Annotated in this window: 21 protein-coding genes; 11 read left to right on the top strand and 10 right to left on the bottom strand. The window is 33.0% G+C overall.

The genetic code is table 11. The annotated features are described in order from the left end of the window. Window positions 1-129: 129 nt before the first annotated feature. Complete coding sequence (locus tag OD803_RS00210; protein WP_262731936.1) at window positions 130-2,058, bottom strand: tetratricopeptide repeat protein; 1,929 nt, start codon at window positions 2,056-2,058, stop codon at window positions 130-132. A gap of 230 nt (window positions 2,059-2,288) precedes the next feature. Between OD803_RS00210 and OD803_RS00205 the strand changes: the two genes are divergently transcribed. From OD803_RS00205 to OD803_RS00170, 8 genes are all read left to right on the top strand, one after another. Continuing rightward, window positions 2,289-2,786 (top strand): T9SS type A sorting domain-containing protein, encoded by a 498-nt coding sequence (locus OD803_RS00205; protein ID WP_131505728.1) that lies wholly within the window; start codon window positions 2,289-2,291, stop codon window positions 2,784-2,786. Between the two features lie 4 nt (window positions 2,787-2,790). Then, window positions 2,791-3,438, top strand: coding sequence for an outer membrane beta-barrel protein (locus OD803_RS00200; RefSeq protein WP_131505727.1), 648 nt, complete (start codon window positions 2,791-2,793; stop codon window positions 3,436-3,438). Between the two features lie 17 nt (window positions 3,439-3,455). Further along, window positions 3,456-5,579, top strand: coding sequence for a hypothetical protein (locus OD803_RS00195; RefSeq protein WP_262731935.1), 2,124 nt, complete (start codon window positions 3,456-3,458; stop codon window positions 5,577-5,579). 78 nt (window positions 5,580-5,657) lie between these two features. Beyond that, window positions 5,658-7,259, top strand: a complete 1,602-nt coding sequence (gene bshC, locus OD803_RS00190) for a bacillithiol biosynthesis cysteine-adding enzyme BshC (RefSeq protein ID WP_262731934.1) — start codon at window positions 5,658-5,660, stop codon at window positions 7,257-7,259. Between the two features lie 57 nt (window positions 7,260-7,316). Beyond that, window positions 7,317-8,852 (top strand): glutamine-hydrolyzing GMP synthase, encoded by a 1,536-nt coding sequence (gene guaA, locus OD803_RS00185; RefSeq protein ID WP_129759002.1) that lies wholly within the window; start codon window positions 7,317-7,319, stop codon window positions 8,850-8,852. A 59-nt stretch (window positions 8,853-8,911) separates the two neighbouring features. Further along, window positions 8,912-10,822 (top strand): LysM peptidoglycan-binding domain-containing protein, encoded by a 1,911-nt coding sequence (locus OD803_RS00180; protein ID WP_262731933.1) that lies wholly within the window; start codon window positions 8,912-8,914, stop codon window positions 10,820-10,822. Window positions 10,823-10,864: 42 nt separating this feature from the next. Continuing rightward, entirely contained in the window at window positions 10,865-11,413 is a 549-nt protein-coding gene (locus tag OD803_RS00175; RefSeq protein WP_262731932.1) for a DUF922 domain-containing protein, read from the top strand. 3 nt (window positions 11,414-11,416) lie between these two features. Then, window positions 11,417-11,644, top strand: coding sequence for a DUF3820 family protein (locus tag OD803_RS00170; RefSeq protein WP_129759937.1), 228 nt, complete (start codon window positions 11,417-11,419; stop codon window positions 11,642-11,644). A gap of 2 nt (window positions 11,645-11,646) precedes the next feature. On the opposite strand, the gene OD803_RS00165 is transcribed toward OD803_RS00170, so the two are convergent. From OD803_RS00165 to OD803_RS00140, 6 genes are all read right to left on the bottom strand, one after another. After that, a complete protein-coding gene (locus tag OD803_RS00165; protein WP_262731931.1) occupies window positions 11,647-12,192 on the bottom strand; it encodes a YfiT family bacillithiol transferase in 546 nt (181 codons plus the stop codon). 11 nt (window positions 12,193-12,203) lie between these two features. Further along, window positions 12,204-12,767, bottom strand: a complete 564-nt coding sequence (locus OD803_RS00160) for a hypothetical protein (protein ID WP_262731930.1) — start codon at window positions 12,765-12,767, stop codon at window positions 12,204-12,206. A 19-nt stretch (window positions 12,768-12,786) separates the two neighbouring features. Next, window positions 12,787-13,209, bottom strand: coding sequence for a DoxX family protein (locus OD803_RS00155; RefSeq protein WP_262731929.1), 423 nt, complete (start codon window positions 13,207-13,209; stop codon window positions 12,787-12,789). A 73-nt stretch (window positions 13,210-13,282) separates the two neighbouring features. Then, complete coding sequence (locus tag OD803_RS00150; RefSeq protein ID WP_262731928.1) at window positions 13,283-15,550, bottom strand: TonB-dependent receptor plug domain-containing protein; 2,268 nt, start codon at window positions 15,548-15,550, stop codon at window positions 13,283-13,285. Window positions 15,551-15,587: 37 nt separating this feature from the next. Further along, complete coding sequence (locus OD803_RS00145; RefSeq protein WP_262731927.1) at window positions 15,588-16,487, bottom strand: FecR family protein; 900 nt, start codon at window positions 16,485-16,487, stop codon at window positions 15,588-15,590. 52 nt (window positions 16,488-16,539) lie between these two features. Then, window positions 16,540-17,055, bottom strand: coding sequence for an RNA polymerase sigma factor (locus OD803_RS00140; RefSeq protein WP_129758995.1), 516 nt, complete (start codon window positions 17,053-17,055; stop codon window positions 16,540-16,542). A gap of 96 nt (window positions 17,056-17,151) precedes the next feature. Between OD803_RS00140 and OD803_RS00135 the strand changes: the two genes are divergently transcribed. The 3 genes from OD803_RS00135 to OD803_RS00125 all read left to right on the top strand — a co-directional run bounded on the left by OD803_RS00135 (window position 17,152) and on the right by OD803_RS00125 (window position 21,606). Next, complete coding sequence (locus OD803_RS00135; RefSeq protein WP_262731926.1) at window positions 17,152-19,146, top strand: hypothetical protein; 1,995 nt, start codon at window positions 17,152-17,154, stop codon at window positions 19,144-19,146. Between the two features lie 197 nt (window positions 19,147-19,343). Beyond that, on the top strand, window positions 19,344-20,672 hold the full coding sequence (ffh, locus tag OD803_RS00130; RefSeq protein WP_129758993.1) for a signal recognition particle protein: 1,329 nt from the start codon (window positions 19,344-19,346) through the stop codon (window positions 20,670-20,672). A gap of 55 nt (window positions 20,673-20,727) precedes the next feature. Then, window positions 20,728-21,606 carry a bifunctional 5,10-methylenetetrahydrofolate dehydrogenase/5,10-methenyltetrahydrofolate cyclohydrolase gene (locus OD803_RS00125; RefSeq protein WP_262731925.1) on the top strand — a complete coding sequence of 293 codons (879 nt, stop codon included), beginning with the start codon at window positions 20,728-20,730 and terminating at the stop codon, window positions 21,604-21,606. On the opposite strand, the gene rluF is transcribed toward OD803_RS00125, so the two are convergent. Genes rluF through OD803_RS00110 form a run of 3 tightly spaced genes read right to left on the bottom strand, consistent with a single transcriptional unit; the run spans window position 21,603 to window position 23,557 of the window. Further along, a complete protein-coding gene (gene rluF, locus OD803_RS00120; RefSeq protein ID WP_129758991.1) occupies window positions 21,603-22,349 on the bottom strand; it encodes a 23S rRNA pseudouridine(2604) synthase RluF in 747 nt (248 codons plus the stop codon). The genes OD803_RS00125 and rluF overlap by 4 nt on opposite strands. A 20-nt stretch (window positions 22,350-22,369) precedes the next feature. Further along, complete coding sequence (locus OD803_RS00115; protein ID WP_262731924.1) at window positions 22,370-23,197, bottom strand: alpha/beta hydrolase; 828 nt, start codon at window positions 23,195-23,197, stop codon at window positions 22,370-22,372. After that, on the bottom strand, window positions 23,198-23,557 hold the full coding sequence (locus OD803_RS00110) for a cupin domain-containing protein (RefSeq protein WP_262731923.1): 360 nt from the start codon (window positions 23,555-23,557) through the stop codon (window positions 23,198-23,200). It abuts the gene before it with no gap. Between the last annotated feature and the right edge of the window lie 39 nt (window positions 23,558-23,596).

Here is a 23,596-nt window from a genome sequence, read left to right as displayed (position 1 = left end):
TCATATTAATGACATAACAAACATAATGTCAAGTTGCTATGAGCTAAAATTTTGAGTGTGGACAATTAGCGGACAAATCACTTTTGCCTAAAGGACAAAAGGTGGACAAGGTATGTGTAAATTATTGGTTTATAGCTCTATAATCAATTCTTGGAGCGATTCTTCGGTGGATAGACTTAACTTCTTGCGTAGACGATAGCGTGCTTTTTTGACACCTTCGGATGAAATATTTAAGATGTTTGCAATCTCTTTTGAAGATAGATTCATTTTAAGTAGAGACATCAATCTAAGGTCGTTAGAAGTCACTTCAGGAAAGGTGCGTTTTACCTTAGAGTTGAAATCTTTATGCACATCTTCAAAATAGGTTCTAAACTGTTCCCAATTGTTATCATTGTTAATATCAAGGTTGATGGCATTTATGACTTTTTGGAAGCTTCTAGAATTGTCTGTACCAGATTTAAGTTCCTTCAATTGCGATTTTAAATCGAGCAATACTTCGTTTTTATGAGCTAAATGTAACGCGTGTGTAGTGAGTTCTTTTTCTTTAAACTGAAGCGAAGCATCCAGTTTTTCGCGTTCTACTTTGTTGCGTTTCATTTTTTGTCGTAACCCATAAAACAAAGCGCTTGCAAGCAATACAATTGAAAATATGATGATACCCAAAAGTATTTGACGGTTTTTTGCAATAGCTTCTTTTTGTTTGAGTACTTCTATTTCGGCAGCTTTTAGTGCAATTTCTTTTTCTTTTTTCTCAGTTTCATAAATGGTTTTTAGTTCTGCAATATCTCTAGCATTGTTAACTTTTGAAAGACTATCTTTAATAATTGAATAGCGCTTTAAATTGTTATGAGCGTTTTGGTAATCTTTTTCCTCAAGATTAAGTATGGACAAGTAGTAATAAAATTCTTGCGATTCTCTTGGAGCATTTATGGTGTCAGCAATTAGTAATCCTTCGTTAAAGTAGGTCTTGGCTGCGTTGTAGTTTTTTGTTTTTGTGGCGGTTTTTCCAAGTACCAATAAAGCGGTGTAAATACTGTTAATGTTTTTACTGGAACGGTATTTTATTAGTGCTTCATTTAACAGAAAATCTGCTGTTTTATAGTTTTTTGTTTCGTAGTTTATTTCGCCTAAAAGGAATTCAGAACTTGAAATGACATTTTCAAAATTTTTATCTATAGCAAGGTTTAGTGCTTCTGTGGCATAAGTTTTAGCCGATTCGTATTGTTTTAAACTAATGTATGCATTGGCTATCCTATTAAGCGTTAAACCTTGGAAATTATAATCGTTTTCTTTTTTATACACGCCTAGCGCAATTTTGTAATTTTTAATCGCTTCGAAGTAATTTTCTCTGTGATATTCAATTTCACCAATAGATTTGTATGTGTCAGCTTTGTACAACGTTTTGCCTTCAATGTCCTCAAACAGTTTTTGAGATTTAATAATATTGGTATATGCTAAGGTGTAATTACCTTTATTTCTGTAAATACTACTTAAATTGCCAAGAGCAAGAGCTTCGCTAAAAGTGTCTTTAATACTTTTGCTTAAAACAATGGATTGGTTTATAGCAGCAATAGATTTATCGTAGTCGCCTTCGAGACGATATACATCTGAAAGTCCAATGTAACAAGAAGCTAGCCATTTTTTATCATCGGTAAGTTTCCAGAGTTTAAGAGCATTATTAAAATAATACTCAGAAGAATCTAAATATGACATACTCTTTTTTAATGATCCTAGTTGGTATAGTGAACCAGCAATACTAAGAGTGTCAGTTGTTGTTTTTGATAGTTTTAAGCTTTTGTGAGCATAATACTCAGTTTTATTTAAATCATAATATTTGTAAGCTTCAACTAAATTTTGAAGCGTTTTAACTTTATCAATAGTAGTTTTTTGTGAGCTAAAGTCTTTTAAAAGACTATCAATTTTTTGTTGATTTTGCGAAAATGACAATAGAGAAATTCCTATAGCAAAATACAGAACGACTAATTTGTCCACCATACTGCGGACACCTTTTGCAATTTTAAAGACAGGGACATTTTTAGTGTAATATTTAGACTCCATGTTTTGTGGTGGTTAGATTAGGTAAGATACTAACATTTATTTTTAACTTGTAAGAAACTGTTAATCAGTGTTTTGAAAAATTATTTATTAGTTGTTTATTTATGTTATAAATATCTTCAAATTATTAAACATCTGTTTTTTAAGGTGGTGGACAAAGGGTGGACACGACGTTTTTTCCTTTTTTAACCGCATTCTGCACTATACTTTAGTTGAAACAAAACTAGGTAGCCATGTCAAAACAAAACTGGATAATTACATTTTTTCTGCTCACTTTTTTTTCAGGATTTGGACAGATTTTAAAAAAGGAAACATTGGCATCACAAGGATCATCACATTTTGTGTATGCTAATAACAAAAGTTATTTTTTACAAGAAAGCATTGGGCAAGCCAGTGTAATAAGAACATTTAATACTAATAATTATAGCTTAAGACAGGGGTTTTTACAACCCATTTCGGCAACTGTTATTTCTGACCATTTAGATGCCAACCTACTAGGATATTTTTATCCCAATCCTTTTGAGGATAGAGTTTATGTAAGATTTGATGAACCAGTATATGATGTCATTTCAGTGACTATGCATGACATTTTAGGACGATTGGTGTACAGCAAAAGCTTTAACCCTATTCAAACATTAACCATCAATTTTGGTGATTTGAGTTCAGGAGGTTATTTGCTGCACATTCAAATGCGAACAGAAGTACTTATTGCAAAACTGATAAGAAAATAAGGTCATGAAATACATAATAATCATACTGTGTTTTGTGATGTCATGGCAGTGCAAAAGTCAGCAATTGTTTACCGAATTTGGTAAAGCTATGTCTGCTTTTGATTACAAAAATTCTTTAGGAGAACCTTTAGATAATTTACTGTCTAAACCTAATTTTTATATGAAAATGGGTTATAGAGATGTGTTGAATAGTGATGAAACATTACATATAACACTTGGAGCAACTTATAATGGTTATGGTGCAATAGGAAGCGATCGAACTTTGGATAATTTTTTTGAATGGGATGTAACCTATTTGGGTTTTGAAGCAGGATTGGATTATAGGTTGTTTAGGATGAGAGAATTTTCTTTTTATCTAAAAGGATTGGCTTCAGTTGAGTTTATGATCCAAGGTACACAAACCGTAAATAACCAAGTGTTTAATCTGGTTGGTGAAGAAGAATTTAATAACACCATCTTCTTTTTAAGAGGAGGTGTAATGATGACCTATCCTATTGCAAAAAACACATTGATCACTGCAAATTACACCTTAGGAAAAACAGCATTGCTTGATAAAGACAACTCCACCGATAATGAAGAATTAAAATTTATGTCACATCAATTTGGTTTTGGTATTATCATCAATTTACCAAGTTGTAATTGTCCATATTAAAATAAAACCCAACAGTTATGAAAAAAATTACACTTCTTTTAATATCATGCTTTTTAGCTTGTATTGTTACAGCACAAACCGACGGAATCAGTTATCAAGCAGTTATAATAGACAATAATCCGCAGGAAATTCCTGGTGTAGATATTCCTTCAAATAACTTGCCTAATGTGCCATTGAGAGTTCAGTTTTCAATAATTGATAACACTAATGCTATTGAATATAAAGAATCTCATGATACCACAACAGATCCTTATGGCATGATAAATTTAATGGTTGGTCAAGGAGCTTCAAGTATTGGTGAGTTCAATGAAATCTATTGGAATAATTCCAAATACCTTAAAGTAGATATCGATTTGTTTGATGGAAATGGTTTTGTGGAGTTCAGTTATCAAGAGCTTACCTATATTCCTTATGTAAAGCATAGAGAAATTATTGCGACTTCAACCTTAGATGTTGATGGAGCAACAAACCTAAACAATAGTTTTACGGTTAATAATGAAAGTCCTTCACACCTTACAGGAAGTTTAATAGTTGATGGAGAAACAAACTTAAACAACAATCTCAATGTAAATAATCAAGCAACAACAACACTTTCAGGCGATTTGTATGTTGAAGGGACAGCACATTTTACCGATGGTGTTTTTGATAATATAACGGTTAATGAACATTCAGCTTTAAACACGTTAACTGCTGATGGAGAAACCAATATCAATAATGCATTTAAAGTTAATAATGAAAGTCCAACTGAACTTACAGGAAGCCTTGACGTAGCAGGTGTTTCTCATTTACAAGATGTGGTGCGAATTGACGCAACTACAATACAAACCGATGAAAACCAATATGGATCTTACCCATTACAAGTTCAAGGAAGTGAACAAGGAATTGCCATAAAACTCAATGCTAATAATCCTGATAGAACTAAAAACTATTTGTCGTTTTGGGCAGGAAATAATCAGGTTAGAGGACGAATAGAAGGTAACAACTACTTAGAACCTGTGGCTTTTGATTTTTTAATTGATATTATAGATCCACCAGGAGTAACCGATTTAATTGACTTATTTATCGATTTTACTCCAGAACCTGAATTTGGTTTTGACCCAGAAGAGTTAATTGAAGATGTATTTGAAAATGAGTATTACCAAAATGATTTTTCATTTACAGCCTATCATTATACAATGGACTTTGTAGTGTCTATTCAGCGTTTAGGAGTTAATCTGGTAGCTGCTACAGGGTTTTGCGCTACGGGTGATTGCGATGATGCTATTTGGTCATTTATTGATATGGCTGTTGATGGTATGCAATTGGCTGAATGGTACTTGTATAATGCGATAAACATTGGAGTTGCTTTTGAATCTGGAAGTGCCGATTATGCGGAATGGCTTAAGAAATATGATGAAAACGAAGTTTTTGCTTTTGGAGATGTAGTAGGTGTAAAAGGCGGATTAATTTCAAAGTCGTTTGTTACTGCTGAAAACTACATGATTGTTTCTCAAAATCCTTTAATAAGTGGAGCAATGCCAAAAGAAGACGAAACCCATTTGTATGAGCGTATTGCGTTTATGGGTCAAGTTCCTGTAAAGGTTATAGGAAAAGCAAATAAAGGTGATTATATTCTACCATCTGGTCATGGAGATGGTTTAGCAATTGCTGTGCGTCCTAACGATATGAAAATAAATGACTACAAAAGAATTATAGGAGTGTCTTGGGAAGAATCTTCAGGAGAAAAACTGTTTACCTATGTAAATACAGCTGTAGGAATTAATACAAACGATATGGCTGGAGTGGTTTCGCAAATGCAAGGATTAATGAATAATATGCAATTAAGTTTAGCAAAATTAGATACCAATTATAAACCTTATTTCTTCGAGGTTGAAGACGATTTTGAAGACGGACTTACTGAAGTAACTTTAGTAGATATCAACAATACTTATATGGTCGAAGGTAAAAACCAAAGAGAAAGATTGGAGAAGTTGTCGCAAAAAACATTCAATCAGTTTAAAAATAGTGACTTTGATTTTTCAAGATTTCCGTTTTTAATGGAAACCATACAAAATCCTACTAAGGAGAATGGCGAAAAACTAGTAGCATACTATTCAAAAGTCATTGAACGATTAGAAGCGATTAAGCCGAATAAGGAATGATGGAGAAACTCTTAACTTAATTTTTAGATTCTAAAAAATGGAATAACTGTATATTTACACTTCAATTGAATTGTATTTATGCCAACTGACTGTATTCCGTTTAGAGATACCCATTATTTTTCAGGTCTAATTTGTGACTATTTAGAGGAGCAAGAGCCTTTAAAACCGTTTTATAACCGATTTCCGAAGCTAGAAAATTTCAAAGCGCAAATCGATGAAAAGCGGTTGTCGGTTTCATCTCAATCGAGAACTGTTTTAGTAAAAGCTCTGCAATCTCAGTATGAAAGTGTTTCAACATCTCAGTTAACAAAACAGAACATTCAGTTACTTGAGCACGATAATACATTTACAATTACTACAGGTCATCAGCTTAATTTGTTTACAGGACCACTTTATTTTTTCTATAAAATCATTTCAACTATCAATTTGTGCAAGGAGTTGAAACAACAATTTCCTGAGCAGCATTTTGTACCTATATATTGGATGGCGAGTGAAGACCATGATTTTGAAGAAATAAACTATTTCAATTTTAAAGGAAAAAAGGTACAGTGGAACAGAACAGCATCAGGAGCTGTAGGCGAATTGGATTTAGACGATTTAGACCATGTTTTTGAAGCGTTTGCAAGTCAGTTGAACACGTCGTCCAATGCAGAAACCTTAAAACAATTATTCAAAGAAGCCTATTTAGAGCATCAAGATTTAACCCAAGCGATGCGTTATTTGGTGAATGCTTTGTTTAAGGAGTATGGACTTGTAATTGTTGATGGAAATGATGCAGCACTAAAGCGATTGTTTATTCCTTATATAGAAACAGAACTCACGCAGCAAACCTCTTTTACTAAGGTAACTTTGGCTAATGAGCAGTTGAATGCTTTGGATGGCAATTATAAAATTCAAGTTAATCCAAGAGAGATTAATCTGTTTTACATTAAACAAGGTTTAAGAGAGCGAATTGTGGAGCAAGAAGGCGTTTTTAGAGTTCACAATTCTAACATTACATGGAACCAAACCGAAATATTACAAGAGCTTAACGAGTTTCCTGAGCGTTTTTCGCCAAACGTTATTATGCGACCGTTATACCAAGAAGTTATTTTGCCTAATCTTTGTTACATTGGTGGAGGCGGAGAGTTAGCATACTGGTTACAACTCAAGTTAAATTTTGAAGCGCAAAACGTGGTGTTTCCAATGTTGTTGTTGCGTAACTCAGTATTGATAACTACCGAAAAGCAAAAAGAAAAGCTTAAAAAGCTTGATGTTTCTGTAACCGATTTGTTTTTAAATCAAGACGATTTAATGACAAAAGTGACCAAAGCTATTTCGAAAGTGGATATCGATTTTTCTTCGCAAAAATCACATTTACAACAACAGTTTGAAGCCCTGTATGCATTAGCTGAAGCAACTGACAAATCGTTTAAAGGTGCAGTTGCAGCACAAGAGCGCAAACAAATAAAAGGTCTTGAGAATTTAGAAAAGCGATTGCTTAAAGCCCAAAAGCGAAAACTAAACGACCACTTAGAGCGTGTAAAGGAAATTCAAAATGAGTTATTTCCTAATCATAGTTTGCAAGAGCGTAACATGAACTTTTCTGAATTTTACTTAGAATACGGAAATACATTTATTTCAAAACTAATAAGCGAATTGCAACCATTAAAAGGTGAGTTTTTGATCCTTGAATTTTAGTTGAAAAAAAACTTGGTTTCCTAAAACGAAATTCTAAAAACCTTGTTACTTTTGCACATGCAACACAACAAAGTACTTATTTTAGATTTCGGTTCGCAATACACACAACTTATTGCGCGTCGCGTTAGAGAGTTGAATATCTACTGTGAAATTCATCCATTCAACAAAATTCCAACTGATTTAGACAGTTTTAAATCTGTAATTCTTTCAGGAAGTCCAAACTCTGTGAGAGGAGAAGATGTTCTACATCCTGACCTTTCAGAAATTAGAGGAAAAAAGCCACTTCTAGCAGTATGCTATGGTGCGCAATATTTGGCTCATTTTTCTGGAGGAGAAGTAGCACCTTCTAACACTAGGGAATATGGAAGAGCAAATTTAAGTTTCGTTAAAGACAATGAAGCCTTCTTTTCTGGAATATCAAAAGGAAGTCAGGTTTGGATGAGTCATAGCGACACTATAAAGCAATTACCAACTAATGGTGTTTTATTAGCTAGTACTCACGATGTAGAAAATGCGGCTTATAAAATTGAAGGAGAACAAACCTACGCTATTCAATTTCACCCTGAAGTATATCACAGTACAGATGGGAAACAGTTATTAGAAAACTTCTTAGTAACTATAGCTAATGTAGAACAAGATTGGACTCCTCAATCGTTTGTTGAAGAAACGGTTGATGCACTTAAAGCACAGTTAGGTAATGATAAAGTTGTACTAGGGCTTTCAGGAGGAGTAGATTCTTCGGTAGCTGCAATTTTATTACACAAAGCCATAGGTAAAAACCTGTATTGCATTTTTGTAAACAACGGATTACTACGTAAAAATGAGTTTGAAAGTGTACTTAAGCAATACGAAGGCATGGGACTTAATGTAAAAGGCGTTGATGCTTCGGCACGCTTTTTGGATGCTTTGGAAGATGTAAGCGATCCTGAGCTTAAACGTAAAGCTATTGGTCGCGTGTTCATTGAAGTTTTTGATGATGAAGCACATCTTATTGAGGATGTAAAATGGTTAGCGCAAGGGACTATTTATCCTGATGTTATAGAAAGTGTTTCTGCAACAGGAGGTCCAAGTGCAACAATTAAAAGTCATCATAATGTTGGAGGATTACCAGATTTTATGAAGCTAAAAATAGTAGAGCCATTAAAAGCTTTATTTAAGGATGAGGTTCGTCGTGTAGGTGCTTCAATGGGAATGGATAAAGACATTTTAGGTCGTCATCCTTTTCCAGGTCCAGGATTAGCAATTCGTATTTTAGGAAGTCTAAACAGAGAAAATGTTCGTATATTACAAGAGGTAGACGCTATTTTTATAGATAATCTTAAAGCTTGGGATTTATACGATAAGGTATGGCAAGCAGGTGCAATCTTGTTGCCTGTAAACAGTGTAGGTGTTATGGGAGATGAGCGTACATACGAAAAATGTGTTGCGCTAAGAGCTGTAGAAAGTACTGATGGTATGACTGCCGACTGGGTAAATTTACCTTATGAGTTTTTACAAAAAACTTCTAATGAAATAATAAACAAAGTAAAAGGCGTTAATAGAGTAGTATACGATATTAGTTCAAAACCGCCTGCTACTATTGAATGGGAATAACAACGTCCTGCTAAGCAGGAATCCTTAATCTTTTGGATTAGGATTTTAAAGTAAATTATATGAAGAAACTTGTTTTAATAGCCATCATTTTTTTTGCAACATGTATTACAGCATTTGCACAAGATTTTAAAACACACAAAGTAAAACAAGGAGAAACTATTGAAGACATTGCCAAACAATATTTGGTAACACCTTTTGATATTTATGCTTTAAATCCTGATGCTAAAAAAGGCCTAAAGGTTAATACGGTTTTAATAATTCCTACTTCAAAAGTAAAAGAAGAAGATCTCACTACCGAAACTAAAGAAATTATTGGTTTTAGAACTCATAAGACCAAGCGAAAAGAAACGCTTTACAGTATTTCTAAGGAATACGATATTGAAATTGATGAGATTAAAAAACACAATACCTTTTTATATGCCAATAATTTAAGAAAAGGCGATAAGCTAAAAATTCCTAGATATAAAACTGTAGTATCTAAAGTTACTATTGATAATAGTATCAAAAAGTATAAGGTTTTACCAAAGGAAGGTAAATGGCGTGTAGCTTATAAGTTTGGAATAACTGTACCACAGTTAGAAGCTCTAAACCCTAATATGAATGAGGTTTTACAACCTGGAGACGAGCTTAATGTTCCTAATATTTCTAATAATGAAGAAAAAGTAATTGAGGAAAATTACAATTACTATACGGTTTTAAAGAGCGAAGGTTATATGGCTTTAAACCGAAAGTTAGGATTAACACAAGAGCAGTTAGAAACTCTAAATCCTGAGCTTAAAGAAAGCGGTTTAAAACTAGGAATGGTGTTAAAAGTGCCAGCAGATGTTGATACTACAATATCAGCTAATGATGTAGCAAATACCAATTTGACTAGTCATCTTAAAAACTTCAATACTAAGCGTATTGCTTTAATGATGCCTTACCGATTGAATCGAATAGATATTGACTCAATTGCTGATGTGAAAAGAGCGATTAGAACAGACAGTCGTTTGTCTATCTCATTAGATTTTCATGCAGGAATGCTGTATGCTTTAGATTCGGCTAAACGATTAGGAATTTCTACGTATTTAAAAGTGTTTGATACTAGAGATCATGCTAGTGAGGTTACTAAAATTTTAAATTCAAATGACTTTTCAGATTATGATGCTGTAATTGGTCCATTAATGCCAGATAATTTTGATCGTGTAGCTTCAGATTTAAAACGCGATAACATTCCTGTGATTTCGCCATTTACAACACCAAAAAACTTATATGATAACGTGTATCAAACTGTACCGTCTTCTGATTTGCTCCAAAAAGCAATGATTAACTTTGTGAAGTTAGACACATTACCAAAACACATTGTTATCATTTCTGATGCCAAAAATAAAGCGGTTAGTAGCATGATAAGATCTGAACTCGCTGCATCAAAACAAATCTTTTCAAGAAAGGATAAAGACGGAAAAGACTCAAATTATATTTTAATTTCTGATTTGGATGGTGTTTTTAAACCAGGAAGAAATATTGTTTTTCTAGAAACCTCAAACGAAGCTTTTGCATCTAATGTTATAAGTATGCTTAATGGTATTCATAACGATGAGCAACAAATAGTACTTATGACTACTAATAAAAATAGTGCTTTTGAAGGTGAAAATATTTCAAACTACCATTTGTCTAACTTAAAGTTTCATTATCCTTCAGCTAATAAAACATTTAGCTCTTCAACTACAAATGGATTTGTGAATGCTTATAAGAGAGACCATAATGGTGTTGAACCTAACAAATATGCAGTAAGAGGTTTTGACTTAACTCTAGATGTGCTAATGCGATTAGCGTCTGAAGAAGACTTATTTGACGCTTCAGGAAGCGAGATAGAAACAGAGTATGTTGAAAATAAATTCCGTTATTCTAAAAAACTTTTTGGTGGTTACTTTAATGAAGCGGTTTATATTGTTAAGTACGACGATTTAACAATTGTTGAGGCTAAGTAAAATACTTTATACTATTTAGAGTGTAACCAGCGTTTTAAAAACATGTTACAGCTTAAATCCATATTCTTATTTTTAAGTATTGTGTTATTGTCTACTTCAAACGAGGTTACAATCTCTTGGAGAAATAACTACAAACTAAGTTGGGAACACTTTAAAGGTCAACCTCAAAAAAATACTGATGCTGTTGCTGTAACTGCGTCAGGAATTACATTTTCTTATAGTTTAAAACATAGAAATTCTGAAGTAATTGATTTTACAGCCAATGTTGAAGCACATTTTTATCCTGAAAAATCCTGGTACATAAAAGAGCGAGCCAATCAATATATTTTGGCTCATGAGCAATTGCATTTTGATATAACTGAGTTGCATGTTAGAAAATTAAGACATCAAATAAGTCAAGTTAAGATTAATAATTTTCTCAAGAAAACACTGGATAGATTGCACCAAAACAGCAATGAAGAATTAGCTAAAATGCAAAAGCGTTACGATACTGAAAGTCATAATTCCATAAACACCGAAGCTCAAACTAAATGGCAAAAGTTTGTTGCTAAAGAACTTGATAAATACGAAGCTTATAAATCTGCAGATTAAGTGATACAACCTGATAAAGATTTTCTTATAAAACTAGCACATTACAAAATGCCTTACGGTAAATATGAAGGAAGAGACCTTATTGATTTACCTGAGTATTATGTGGTTTGGTATCATAATAAAGGGTTTCCAAAAGGGAAGCTAGGAGAGATGCTTCAAACCGTTTATGAGTTAAAAATAAATGGATTGGAAGACCTAATTAGGAATATTAAAAAGCAATATCCTAAGTAGTTTTAAAACTCACCTTTGTGCGTTAATGCTTGCTTAATATGCGCTGTATGATGGTTGCTATGCCATGCGTAAATACCAATTGTTTCTTCTAATGAAAAACGTTTTCCATGTTCAGGATGAATAAACTCGCGCTTCAATTCTTCGTTGTTTAATGATTTAAGTAACTTAGCGAGTTTGCTATGTATTCCTTTTAAGAGTGTTATACTGTTGGAAAGGTCATCATCAGTTGAATCCGGTAATTCAGCCCAACGGTTTTCGAGGTAAGGTTTTATGGTTGGAGCGTCTTCGGTTAGGGCAAGCTTAAAACGAATAATGCTGTTTAAATGGCTGTCGCCACAATGATGAACCACTTGTTTTATAGTCCAACCATCTGGTCTGTAAACCCAATTAAGTTCTTCTTTAGTTAGGTTTTTAGTTAGTGCTTCAAGAGTGCTTGGTAGTTGTTCAATATCATTAATCCAAGATGTGATATGATCTTGGGTAATTAGTTCGGGCTTTTTAAAAGTCCCAATAGGATATTTTAGTTTTTGAAGTGCTTCAGTAGTCATAAGATTAAAAATTAAAATCGGTAACCAATTCTTAAATGTAAATTAACTGCTACATCGCTAGTTTCAAGTATTCCACGATCAAAATCTTCAAGATAGTGAACATACCCAACACCTATTCCTGCTTCATAGGTAAAATGATTTCCAAGATGACGTCTTATTCCCCAAGTAGGAATTATTGAAATATCACTAATAAAGTTAATGTTATCTTCATTAGCAATGATAAACCAATCAGGATGATAGCTTGTTTTTATTGAAACAAAATTTCCGCTGTTGCCATCAGTTCGTCTAGACTTATCAGCTCTTTTATTTAAGTTATAATACCAACGAGGTTCTAAAGTGATTACAGGCGCAAGTAAAAAGCCATAAGAATCATAAATGTCATTTCCCCAAATACCAGCATCTAAACCTATTTCGCTTCGTAAAGCAATACTGTTTGAGAGCCTAGATTCATTATGTACCCAAATACCTAAAAAGCCAGTTTGTACACCAAAGGTAGATTTTTCTACACTAGTAGTTTGGGATTGTGTTGAGAGTGAAATAGTAAAAAAGGTTAAAATAAGTAAAGCTTGTTTCATTTGTTTATAGTATTGGGTGTTATTTAGAAATGAGTGTGTCTAATTCAAAATATTTTTCTTTAATAAGACTTAATGCAAAAGCTGCTGCAGCTGCACTAAATACAGAATAATCAAATGCGCCTTTAACTCCTGTTGAAAATGTCATTGATAAGGCAAAAACTAATAATAGTATTCCGCTAAACTTGGCTATAAGTTCTGTTTTAAAACCAATAATTAGTAAGATGGCAAAAATAATTTCTAAAGCAGTGGCAAGTGTTCCTAATGCAGGAATTACTGCTTCAGGAAGCCAAGGGTTGATAAGTTGCGTGTACTCTAAAAAATTGTTCCAGTTTCCCCAAGTAGAAATAGACTCAGGCCACCACCCAAACCTGTCAAAACAAGCTGATAAAAAACCTGCAGAAATTGCAAACCGAAGAAAAAGCTTAATGATTTTAGTATTCATAAATGTTGCGTCGTTAGCATGAGCAAGATAATGAAATTACTTGTCAATAAGTTTAAAATTAAAGTAATAAACGCTAGAAATGAATTCTGAAATTAACATTAGGAGTAATGCCTAACGACCTATTTTTTATAGCAGAAATTTCATCGTTTTCATCAATGATGTAATAGCTGTTGATAGTGTTTACTTTATTCAATACATTCCAAATAGACAAACCAATAATAGCATTGGTTGTGTTGCCCATTTTAAACGTGTAATTAGCAGAAAAATCAGCACGTAAATAGTCTTCAAGGTTTGAGGCGTTAGGTGAATTGTATTCAATAATATTGTTAGAAGTATTTTGAATAGCATCAGGTAAAGTTACTGGTTTTCCTGAGTGCCAATTTACACCTAAAGCGAGTTTTATGTTGTTTATTTGGTAAGTTCCTGCGAAAGTTAAAGAATGTCTTACATCAAGGTTGTTTGGAAATGTGTTGCCATTGTTTAAGTCGTCAAAAGTGTAATCGTTTTTACTAAATGAGTAGCTCAACCAAGCACTTGTATTTGTAAACTGTTTGTTTATTAAAAAGTCAATACCTTTTACTTGATACCTTCCAATTGCATCAGTAAACTGATATTGGTTTTGAAACCCTTGACTTCTGCTTGTAATACCATCAACATCCTTAATAAAAGCTTCAGCGCTTATCAGTAATTTATTTTTGTTATAATGAATTCCTGCAGAACCTTGCTTACTTTTTATAATAGGAATATCAATATCGTTTGAGAGTACCCAACGTCTTTTTTCAATGCCTAAAAAATCGTTTTGAAGATCGATAATTTGTGACATGGTTTGACTTTTAAATTCTGCCAAAAACTCTAAACGAAAAAGATTACTAAGTTTATGGCTTACTGCTAAACGTGGTTCAGTAAATACTTCTGAAAGCTTATCAATATAGTTGGTTCTTATACCAATTCTGGCATAGGTGTTTTTGTTTCCTGAAGTGAACTCAGCTTCACCATAAATACTATGCGTTTGATTAATTTGTTTCGTGAAATTATGAAATTCAGGGTTGTTAACGTCCTCTGAATTACTTACCACAACACCATTAAGTTGGTAGCCTGCATGTATTTTTAAATTTGGGTCAATATGGTTGGTGGCATTTATTTTTAAAGTAAGATCGCTAACGTCATTTTCTTGAAGTAAACGTTGGTTGTTTGCCACATCATAATTAGTGGTGTTTAAGTTGTATTTGGAAAGATAAAGTTGAGCTGTTGTGGTTAATGAACTGTTCCAGTATTTTAAATATTCAGCTCCAAAAGCTAGATTATTCTGTTTTAAGCTACTGCGTAATGTCTCATTCATATCGTCAGTCATGGTCTCTTCGTCATAGCTTAAATTGTTGTTTATGGTTAAAAAATTAAAACGAAGTTGATCAGTATCTGAAATATCATATAGCAGTTTTGTACTTATATCATAAAAATAAAAGGTTTCATTACTGGTAAGTGTATTGTTGGATTGGTTATTTGATAAATCAGAGTCCTGAAATACACGTTTAAAGTATTGATCGTAGGTTGGTGTAAAAATAAAATCGGTTATCGATCGTCTTGCTGAAACCTGAAGTTCGGTTTTTTTACCTAAAGGTACTTTGGCAAAACCATCAGCACTTATAAGGTTAAAACCTGTTCCTGCTTTAAATTTATGGCTTAATGAGTTGGATTGCTGAATGTCTATAACGCTAGAAATTCCATCACCAAACATAACACTAGTACCATTTTTAGATACATTAACGGTTTTGGTTAAATATGGATTGAATGCAGAAACCAATCCGAAAAAATGACCTGATTGGTACATTTTAATTCCATCCCATAAAATAAGATTTTCATCATGAGAACCACCACGAACATTAATGTTTGATACCGTTTCATCAACACTTATAATACCAGGAAGCGCTTGTATGGTTTGTAAAATGTCAGGTTCGATTAATCCTGGTAGAATACCAAATTTTTCGGTTTCAATAACCACTTTACCATCACTCTTTTTCAAAATACCTTTAGTAAGGTAATTATTGATGACTATTTCTTCTAGTTTTTGGGTAATGATATTACTAAAAGGGCTAGATGGTTTTGAAATGACTACACTGTAATCATCAATAACAATGAAATCTAATTGTGTTTCGCGCTTTAGTTGGTCTAAAGCTTGTGCGAGTGAAAGTGTTTCGTCTGGTAAGCTAGCAGTTGCACCTTCAATAGTTTGATCTATATAGTTAAAATGAATGTTGTAACGCTGTTCTAGAGCACTTAAAATATAAACAAGCGATTGAGTTTCTTTTGAGTTGTTTTGAGCCTTAATGCCAATAACACTCAAAAAAAATAAAGGTATGAAAAGATAAAAAACACCTTTTTTACTCACGCTTTAGTGTAATCGTATTATCCGTTTTTTTGTAAGTTAAATGTAAAGGTAAGGTAATAGATTTTAATGCATTTTCAATGTTATTGTGAGTAAAACTTCCTGTAAATAATTGAGAACTGTCTAAGTTAATAACATGAAAATTCACATCGTATTGACGCTCAAACTCTGCAATAACTTCTTTATAAGGCATGCTTTTAAAGTAGCTTTCATTGTTTAACCAAGATGGTTGTGTTTTAAGTTCTTTTTCTTTTTCAATTAGTTTTCCATTTAATAGTAAAAAACTTTCGCCAGCATGTAGTTTTGTCTCGTTTCCTTTGTAAGTAACACCAACAAGACCTTCGTAACAAATTACTTCAAAATAGTTTTCTCTTTGCTTAACATTAAACTGAGTACCATAAACGGTTACGGTTCCATAAGCTGTGTTAACGTTAAAACTGCTTCCTTTTTCCACTTTAAAAAAAGCTTCTCCTTTTAAGTCTACGGTTCTGTTTTTATTCCATTTATGGGAATTGAATGTTATTTCAGAAAGTGAATTTAAAGCCACCGAAGACGCATCAGGTAATTCAATTGTAGTTTTTTCAGCTAATTGCGTGTTAACCAATGTGTCTTGGTTAATGGTGAAAAAATAAATCCCAAAAGAAATAACAAATACAGCTGCAATACTCATAGCAATAGATAACCACTTTTTTTGTGGAGGTTGCTTTGAGGTGTTAATGTGTTGCATAACATTGCTTAAAGCTTCAGAAGTGTTATATTCAGGAGCTTTAAAATGCTGCATGCCATTTGATAACTTCACCAAATCATCATAATCTTCAAGCTGTTTGAAAGCTTCAAGTTCATCAGAGGTTAAGTTATGGTCTAGCCATTTTTGTATTAAATCTTCTCGTTTCATGTCTTCAATTACAACTATATAACAGTTAGGTGTTAAAATATCCTACCCTTAATTACAATTCTTTTATATCTTCTCTAAGTTTTTTTAGTGCACCATAAATTCGTTTTTCAACAGCTTTTACCGAAATATCTAGTAATTCAGCAATTTCTTTAAAACGTTTTCCTTCAACTCTGTTTAGTAGAAAGGCAGTGCGTTGTGCTTCGGTTAAGTTGGCGATGGCTTTTTCTAGTTTTTGTAAATATTCCTGTTCTTCCATTACAAAATCAGGAGACTCATTTGTATAATGCTTAGGTTTAATTTGCTGATGCTTTAATACTACTTTTTGATGAGCAGCTTCATTGAGCATTAAATTATTTGCAGTCGTAAATAAAAAACTCTTTGCTTTATTTGAAGGAATCTTACCACAATTTTGCCAAAGTTTAATAAAAGCTTCTTGTACTTTGTCTTTTGGGTTTAACTGTTCGCCAAATTTATAGTGTAAAAAGTTGTGCAGATTTTTAGCATGCTTCTCAAATAGTGAAGTAAATAATGTCTCGTCACAAATATTGTCATGTAATGGTTTGGGCATACAGAAAAATTAAGATCATAAAATTATAAAATTAAAATATATGGTAGGTGTTTTTTAAAATCATCTGTTGTATAAATAAAGACAACCTATAGAATTATGAAAATTAAACATTTATTAGTTTTAGCCTTTTTTGTCCTATTAGCCCCAATTATGGTTACTTCTTGTCAGGATGAAGAAATTGAACCAAACCCAGAAAACGATAACATTATCAACTCTGAAATAGCTCTTATAAGCCTTATGCAATCTACTTCGGCTTATGACTGCTCAGTAGATGATGTTATGGATGAAGCCAATTGTTTATCTGTTAATCTACCTGTAACAGTTGTAGTAAATGGTATAACAATTACAATAAACACTCTTGAAGATTTAGGTCTTATTGAAGCCATCTACAATGAGTTTGATAATGATGATGATGTGTTGGAATATATTTTTCCAATAACTATTATTTTAAACGATTACACCGAAATTACAATTGAAAACCAAGAGCAGTTGCAGGAGTTTATTGATGAGTGTACTGCTGATGAAGACGTGATTGAATGTGTAGATTTTCAGTATCCAATTTCATTTTCAATGTATGATACAAACTTTCAGGTTATAGATACAGTTGTTATTGGTAGCGATTTTGAATTATATGTGTTTTTACAAAGTTTAGAAACTTCTAATAGTGCTGTTGTTCTTGCAAGTTTAAACTTTCCAGTTACAATGGTTTATGCTAATGGAGATACAGTTGAGGTTAATAGTAATCAAGAACTTGAAGCTGCTATAAATGCTGCTGAGGAAGAGTGCGATTATGATGATGATGAGGATTGTACACTACAAGAAGTGTCTGAAGCACTACAAGATTGTCACTGGGAAATTGTGTCTTACAATGGAGATGATAATTTCATAGATTTTGATTTAGTATTTGGAGGTGGTGGAGCCTTACAAATTAGTGAAGGCGATTTAGCCGAAGTTGTGCTAGGTAGCTGGAATCTAGAATCTACAGACCAAGGTATTGTATTGTCAATAGAGCAACTTACAGCTTTTTCACAAGATTTAGGAGGAGATTGGTTAGTTGTTGATTGTGCTGATGACAGATTTGAACTTGTTAGAACAGTTGAAAACACAACTACCGAAATTGTTATGGAAATCAACTGTGATGATGATCAAGTTAGCTGCGATTTTCAAGATGTAAGAGATTACTTAGTGGCTTGTCCACAAATACCAGCTCTAAATGGTTATACTCCATCATTTACAACATTTACATTTCATGACTCAAATGAAATATCTACTCTATACGAAAATGACCTTTTATATTCTGGTACTTGGGATATCGCCATGATTGAAGGGGAGTTAAAGGTATTTATAAACTTTAACGGACTTGAGGATTACAATGGAGAATATGCTGTTGTGGAGTGTAATGAAGATTCGTTAGTATTACAGCAAGGTGAAGATGTATTAGTGTTGACCCAGCAATGTACAAGTGACAATCCGTTTGAATGTTTTTCAAATACAGAATATGTAATCTGTGATAATGAAGAGCCTTTTAACGACGGAATAGCAACTTTTGATTTATATGATATTTTCCCAAATTGTAGTAATGATAATATAGAAATGACATTCCATGAAACATTAATGGATGCAGAAACTGGAGTAAATGCTTTAACCTCGCCTTATAGCAATGTTGTAAGTTCTTCACAAACAATATATGTATCAGCAACATTGGCAGGAGGAAATACATTTGAAATTTTTGAAGTTAATCTTGTCGTTGAAGATTGTGGTCAAACTTGCTCAGAGCAAGATGTAGATGCATTTCTTTTAGATTGTACTTGGAATGTAGTAAACTACAATGGTAGTGATAATTTAATAGTTTGGAATTTTGATTTTGAGTCGTCAAATAATATTGTGGTTATTTATACTGAAACTGCAACTATAGATGCAACGTGGACGACCTCTCAAACAAACGATGGAGTTATTATTGAGTTTTCTAATGTAGCAGGATCAGATATTCAAGCTATAACAGGCCAATGGCTTGTAGTAGAATGTGAGGAAGATAGGTTGCAGCTACATCGAGAAAATGATGTAATGGTTATTGAAAGAACATGTGATTGAGTCTTTATACATGTTGAAAAACCTCGTGTTTTTTAGTTTTTAGGTTAGTTAAAAAGGATTGTAATAATTTTACAATCCTTTTTTCGTACAGAATTATTGCTAATACTTCCTTAATACACTACAAATTCTTAACTTTGCAACTTTCTAAAATGCATTGAAGTTTTTTACCGATATGTACTTAAAAAATAGAGAGATATATGTTTAATAATTTAAGTGATAAGTTAGATAAAGCGCTACACGTATTAAAAGGTCATGGTAGTATTACTGAGGTTAATGTTGCTGAAACCCTTAAAGAAGTAAGACGAGCGCTTTTAGATGCCGATGTCAATTTTAAAATTGCTAAAGAATTTACTAACAAAGTAAAGGAAAAAGCATTAGGTCAAGACGTATTAACAACGTTACAACCAGGACAGTTAATGGTTAAAATCGTTAAAGACGAATTAACCGAACTAATGGGTGGAGATGCCGAAGGTATTAACCTTTCAGGAACACCAAGTGTTATATTAATGTCAGGTTTACAGGGTTCAGGTAAAACAACTTTCTCTGGTAAACTTGCCAATTATTTAAAAAATAAAAAAACCAAAAAGCCTTTGTTAGTAGCCTGTGACGTGTATCGTCCTGCAGCAGTAGATCAGTTGCATGTAGTAGGTGAACAAATAAATGTTGAGGTATATAGTGATAAAGGTAACCAAGATCCTGTAGCTATTGCGCAAGCTGGTATTGCTCACGCAAAAGCTAATGGACATAATGTGGTTATTATAGATACTGCTGGTCGTTTAGCTGTAGATGAAGCGATGATGACCGAAATATCAAACATCCACAAAGCCATTCAGCCACAAGAAACATTATTTGTTGTAGATTCTATGACAGGTCAAGATGCTGTTAATACAGCTAAAGCCTTTAATGATGTTTTAAATTTTGATGGTGTAATTCTTACCAAGTTAGATGGTGATACACGTGGTGGAGCAGCTATTTCAATTAAGTCTGTAGTGAATAAACCAATTAAGTTTATTGGTACAGGTGAGAAAATGGAAGCTATTGATGTGTTCTATCCTTCTCGTATGGCAGATCGTATTCTAGGAATGGGAGACGTTGTGTCGCTTGTTGAAAGAGCTCAAGAGCAGTATGACGAAGAGGAAGCAAGAAAACTTCAAAAGAAAATTGCAAAAAACCAATTTGGGTTTGATGATTTCTTAAAACAAATTCAGCAAATCAAGAAAATGGGTAACATGAAAGACCTTATTGGAATGATTCCTGGAGCTGGAAAAATGATGAAAGATGTTGATATAGATGATGACGCTTTTAAAGGTATTGAAGCAATTATTCATTCTATGACACCAGCTGAAAGAACTAACCCATCAATAATAGATGCAAGCCGAAAAAAACGTATAGGTAAAGGTTCAGGAACTTCGGTACAAGAAGTTAACCAATTGCTTAAGCAGTTTAACCAAATGAGCAAGATGATGAAAATGATGCAAGGTGGTGGCGGCAAACGTATGATGCAAGCTATGAAAAACATGAGGTAACTCATGTTTTTTTATTTCAAATAAGATTACAAATAACAACAACACAACTAATAATATGACAATTCTAGACGGAAAAAAGATTAGTAACGATATCAAAGATGAAATTGCTGCTGAAGTAAAAAAAATGAAAGCTAAAGGAGAAAAAGTACCTCATTTAGCAGCTGTAATTGTTGGTAACGATGGAGCAAGTTTAACTTACGTAGGAAGTAAGGTAAGAGCTTGTGAACGTGTTGGATTTGAGTCTACTTTGGTTAGAATGTCAAATACAACTAGTGAGATTGAATTGTTAGATAAAATTGAAGAATTAAATGAAAATCCAGATATTGATGGATTTATCATTCAGTTACCATTACCAAAACAAATTGATACTCAAAAAGTGCTTTTAGCTGTTGATCCTGATAAAGATGTAGATGGATTCCATCCTGCAAACTTTGGTAAAATGGCATTGGATATGAGTACTTTTATTCCTGCTACACCTTTTGGTATTTTAGAATTGCTCGATCGTTATGGTGTTGAAACCAAAGGAAAGCACACAGTTGTAATTGGTCGTAGTCATATTGTTGGAAGACCAATGAGTATTTTAATGGGACGTAAAGGTTTCCCAGGAAACTCAACAGTTACATTAACACACAGTCATACAAAAAACATTACACAAATTACTTCTCAAGCAGATATTATCATTTCAGCATTAGGAGTTCCTAATTTCTTAAAAGCTGAAATGGTTAAGGACGACGCTGTTATTATAGATGTTGGTATTACTAGAGTTCCTGACGAGTCTTCTCCAAAAGGGTATGTGATTACTGGTGATGTCGATTTTGAAAATGTAAGTAAAAAAGCAAGTTATATTACACCTGTTCCTGGTGGAGTTGGTCCAATGACTATTGCTATGCTACTTAAAAATACTTTATTAGCTAGAGAAAGACACGTAGGTTAAGGTCTCCTTTTTTTAGATTGAAATGTTTTGGTTGAACCTTCTAATAACTCATTAAGTTCATCCATTTCATTTTGAGTAAGTTCGCGATAACTCCCAATAGGCATATCTAGCTTTATATTCATAATACGTGTACGCTTTAAGGTTTGTACTTCGTAATTTAAATATTCACACATTCTTCGTATTTGTCTATTTAGACCTTGTGTTAGAATAATTTTAAATTCGTAGGTGCCAACTTTAGTAACCTTACATTTTTTAGTAACTGTATCTAATATTGGTACACCATTAGACATCCTATTAATAAAAGTTTGAGAAATAGGTTTATCAACCGTAACAACATACTCTTTTTCGTGGTTGTTGCTAGCTCTTAATATTTTGTTTACAATATCACCATCATCTGTAAGTAGTATTAATCCTTCACTGGGTTTGTCCAGACGACCAATCGGGAAAATACGTTTATGATAGTTGATAAAATCGATAATGTTATCCTTTTCAACACGAGTGTCTGTAGTACAAACAATACCAACAGGTTTATTAAACGCTAGGTAAGTAAAAGACTTTTTTTTGTTTTCTACAAGTTTACCATCAACATGTACTTCGTCATCAGGACTAACTTTTGTTCCCATTTCAGGTACTTTACCGTTAATAGTAACTCTACCTGCATCAATAAGTTTATCGGCTGCTCTACGAGAGCAATAGCCTACTTCACTTAGGTATTTATTAAGACGTTTAAGATTATCTTCCATAGTGCAAAGATAAAACAAGATTAGGCATCAATAAAATCATTAATGTACGAAGTAACAGTATCGTTGTTTAAAGAGTGTCCCATGCCTTGCGTAGTAATTAATTTACTGTTTTTAAAACTACTTTTTATGAGCAAAGCATCCTTGTAAGGGATAATTTGGTCTTGTTCATCATGAATTATTAATCCTTCGGAATTGTTTTGTTTAATATATTCTGAAGACGAAAATTCTTCAGGTTTTACCCCAAAACGTTCTAGAATTATTGAGTTAATCTTGGTGTTAATACGTTGGTTGTAACCCATCATTTTTGTATACCTACCAAGAATATCTTTAAACTCTGAAGGCGCTCCAAGCAAGATAAACTTTTTTATAAAAGGAGTTTGATATTTGTACTGAAAGAAAATAGAAGCCATACCACCAACCGAATGCCCAATGATAATCTCAGGTTTAAACTTTAATACTGCTACATTAATAAACTCAGAATACAAAATCGCGTTAAAACTTGTGCCTCCAGATTTTCCATGTGCTGGAGCATCTATAGCAATAATGTTATAGTCTTTCTTTTTTAGGTTAAGTATAAGGTTTTTCCAACGTGCAGAGTTGCTTTCCCAACCATGTAATAAAAGTATCGTTTTGTTTTTTCCAACCCAACGGTAAGTCATTATTGGGATGTTGTCGTACATCAATTCTTCTCTAAATGATGTTTCTAAAAATTCTGTTTGCTCTTCAGTTGCTTTTCCTTTTAAAGGCATAGAAAATAAAGCCAAAGCTCTATTGGCAGCAAAAGACTTCGATATGTAACTTAGCATGTTTAAGCTAAATCCTAAAAATTTTGCAAGAAGTTGTTTCATTTATTCTCTATTTACTAAATCCATAGAAAATGCTGGTAAGCAAATAGCTAAATATTCACAAGGTTCAGTAAAAGGATTAGAATACTGCACTCTTACGTTTTTGTTAATTTTTATGGATTGACCTGCTTTTAAAATTACAACTTCATTTTTAATTATAAATTGTTTTTGCCCTTTAATTATAAACGTGTATTCGTCAAACTCAGGTGTTTGAAAAGGTTCGCTCCAACCAGGAGGAGCTGTCATGTGTGCAATACTTAGTTGTGAATTGCCATCGGTTGCTAATCCAAAATGTTCTTTAATTGTTTTTCCATCGGTAGTGGGAACTACAAAAGGAGAGTTTTGTACTGTGTAATTTTTCATTTGTGTAAAAAGTTAACCATATATAGCGTTGCTTATATA

This window comes from Gaetbulibacter sp. NE, assembly GCF_025548475.1.
GTDB lineage: Bacteria > Bacteroidota > Bacteroidia > Flavobacteriales > Flavobacteriaceae > Gaetbulibacter_B > Gaetbulibacter_B jejuensis.
The sequence above is the reverse complement of the archived record's forward strand: the minus strand, read 5'-3'. Positions and strand labels throughout refer to the sequence as shown.

What these genes read in the sequence shown, in the direction of transcription:
- OD803_RS00210 (WP_262731936.1), bottom strand. Translation starts at nt 2,058, where the DNA reads ATGGAGTCTAAATATTACACTAAAAATGTCCCTGTCTTTAAAATTGCA.
- OD803_RS00205 (WP_131505728.1), top strand. Translation starts at nt 2,289, where the DNA reads ATGTCAAAACAAAACTGGATAATTACATTTTTTCTGCTCACTTTTTTT.
- OD803_RS00200 (WP_131505727.1), top strand. Translation starts at nt 2,791, where the DNA reads ATGAAATACATAATAATCATACTGTGTTTTGTGATGTCATGGCAGTGC.
- OD803_RS00195 (WP_262731935.1), top strand. Translation starts at nt 3,456, where the DNA reads ATGAAAAAAATTACACTTCTTTTAATATCATGCTTTTTAGCTTGTATT.
- bshC (WP_262731934.1), top strand. Translation starts at nt 5,658, where the DNA reads ATGCCAACTGACTGTATTCCGTTTAGAGATACCCATTATTTTTCAGGT.
- guaA (WP_129759002.1), top strand. Translation starts at nt 7,317, where the DNA reads ATGCAACACAACAAAGTACTTATTTTAGATTTCGGTTCGCAATACACA.
- OD803_RS00180 (WP_262731933.1), top strand. Translation starts at nt 8,912, where the DNA reads ATGAAGAAACTTGTTTTAATAGCCATCATTTTTTTTGCAACATGTATT.
- OD803_RS00175 (WP_262731932.1), top strand. Translation starts at nt 10,865, where the DNA reads ATGTTACAGCTTAAATCCATATTCTTATTTTTAAGTATTGTGTTATTG.
- OD803_RS00165 (WP_262731931.1), bottom strand. Translation starts at nt 12,192, where the DNA reads ATGACTACTGAAGCACTTCAAAAACTAAAATATCCTATTGGGACTTTT.
- OD803_RS00160 (WP_262731930.1), bottom strand. Translation starts at nt 12,767, where the DNA reads ATGAAACAAGCTTTACTTATTTTAACCTTTTTTACTATTTCACTCTCA.
- OD803_RS00155 (WP_262731929.1), bottom strand. Translation starts at nt 13,209, where the DNA reads ATGAATACTAAAATCATTAAGCTTTTTCTTCGGTTTGCAATTTCTGCA.
- OD803_RS00145 (WP_262731927.1), bottom strand. Translation starts at nt 16,487, where the DNA reads ATGAAACGAGAAGATTTAATACAAAAATGGCTAGACCATAACTTAACC.
- OD803_RS00140 (WP_129758995.1), bottom strand. Translation starts at nt 17,055, where the DNA reads ATGCCCAAACCATTACATGACAATATTTGTGACGAGACATTATTTACT.
- OD803_RS00135 (WP_262731926.1), top strand. Translation starts at nt 17,152, where the DNA reads ATGAAAATTAAACATTTATTAGTTTTAGCCTTTTTTGTCCTATTAGCC.
- ffh (WP_129758993.1), top strand. Translation starts at nt 19,344, where the DNA reads ATGTTTAATAATTTAAGTGATAAGTTAGATAAAGCGCTACACGTATTA.
- OD803_RS00125 (WP_262731925.1), top strand. Translation starts at nt 20,728, where the DNA reads ATGACAATTCTAGACGGAAAAAAGATTAGTAACGATATCAAAGATGAA.
- rluF (WP_129758991.1), bottom strand. Translation starts at nt 22,349, where the DNA reads ATGGAAGATAATCTTAAACGTCTTAATAAATACCTAAGTGAAGTAGGC.
- OD803_RS00115 (WP_262731924.1), bottom strand. Translation starts at nt 23,197, where the DNA reads ATGAAACAACTTCTTGCAAAATTTTTAGGATTTAGCTTAAACATGCTA.
- OD803_RS00110 (WP_262731923.1), bottom strand. Translation starts at nt 23,557, where the DNA reads ATGAAAAATTACACAGTACAAAACTCTCCTTTTGTAGTTCCCACTACC.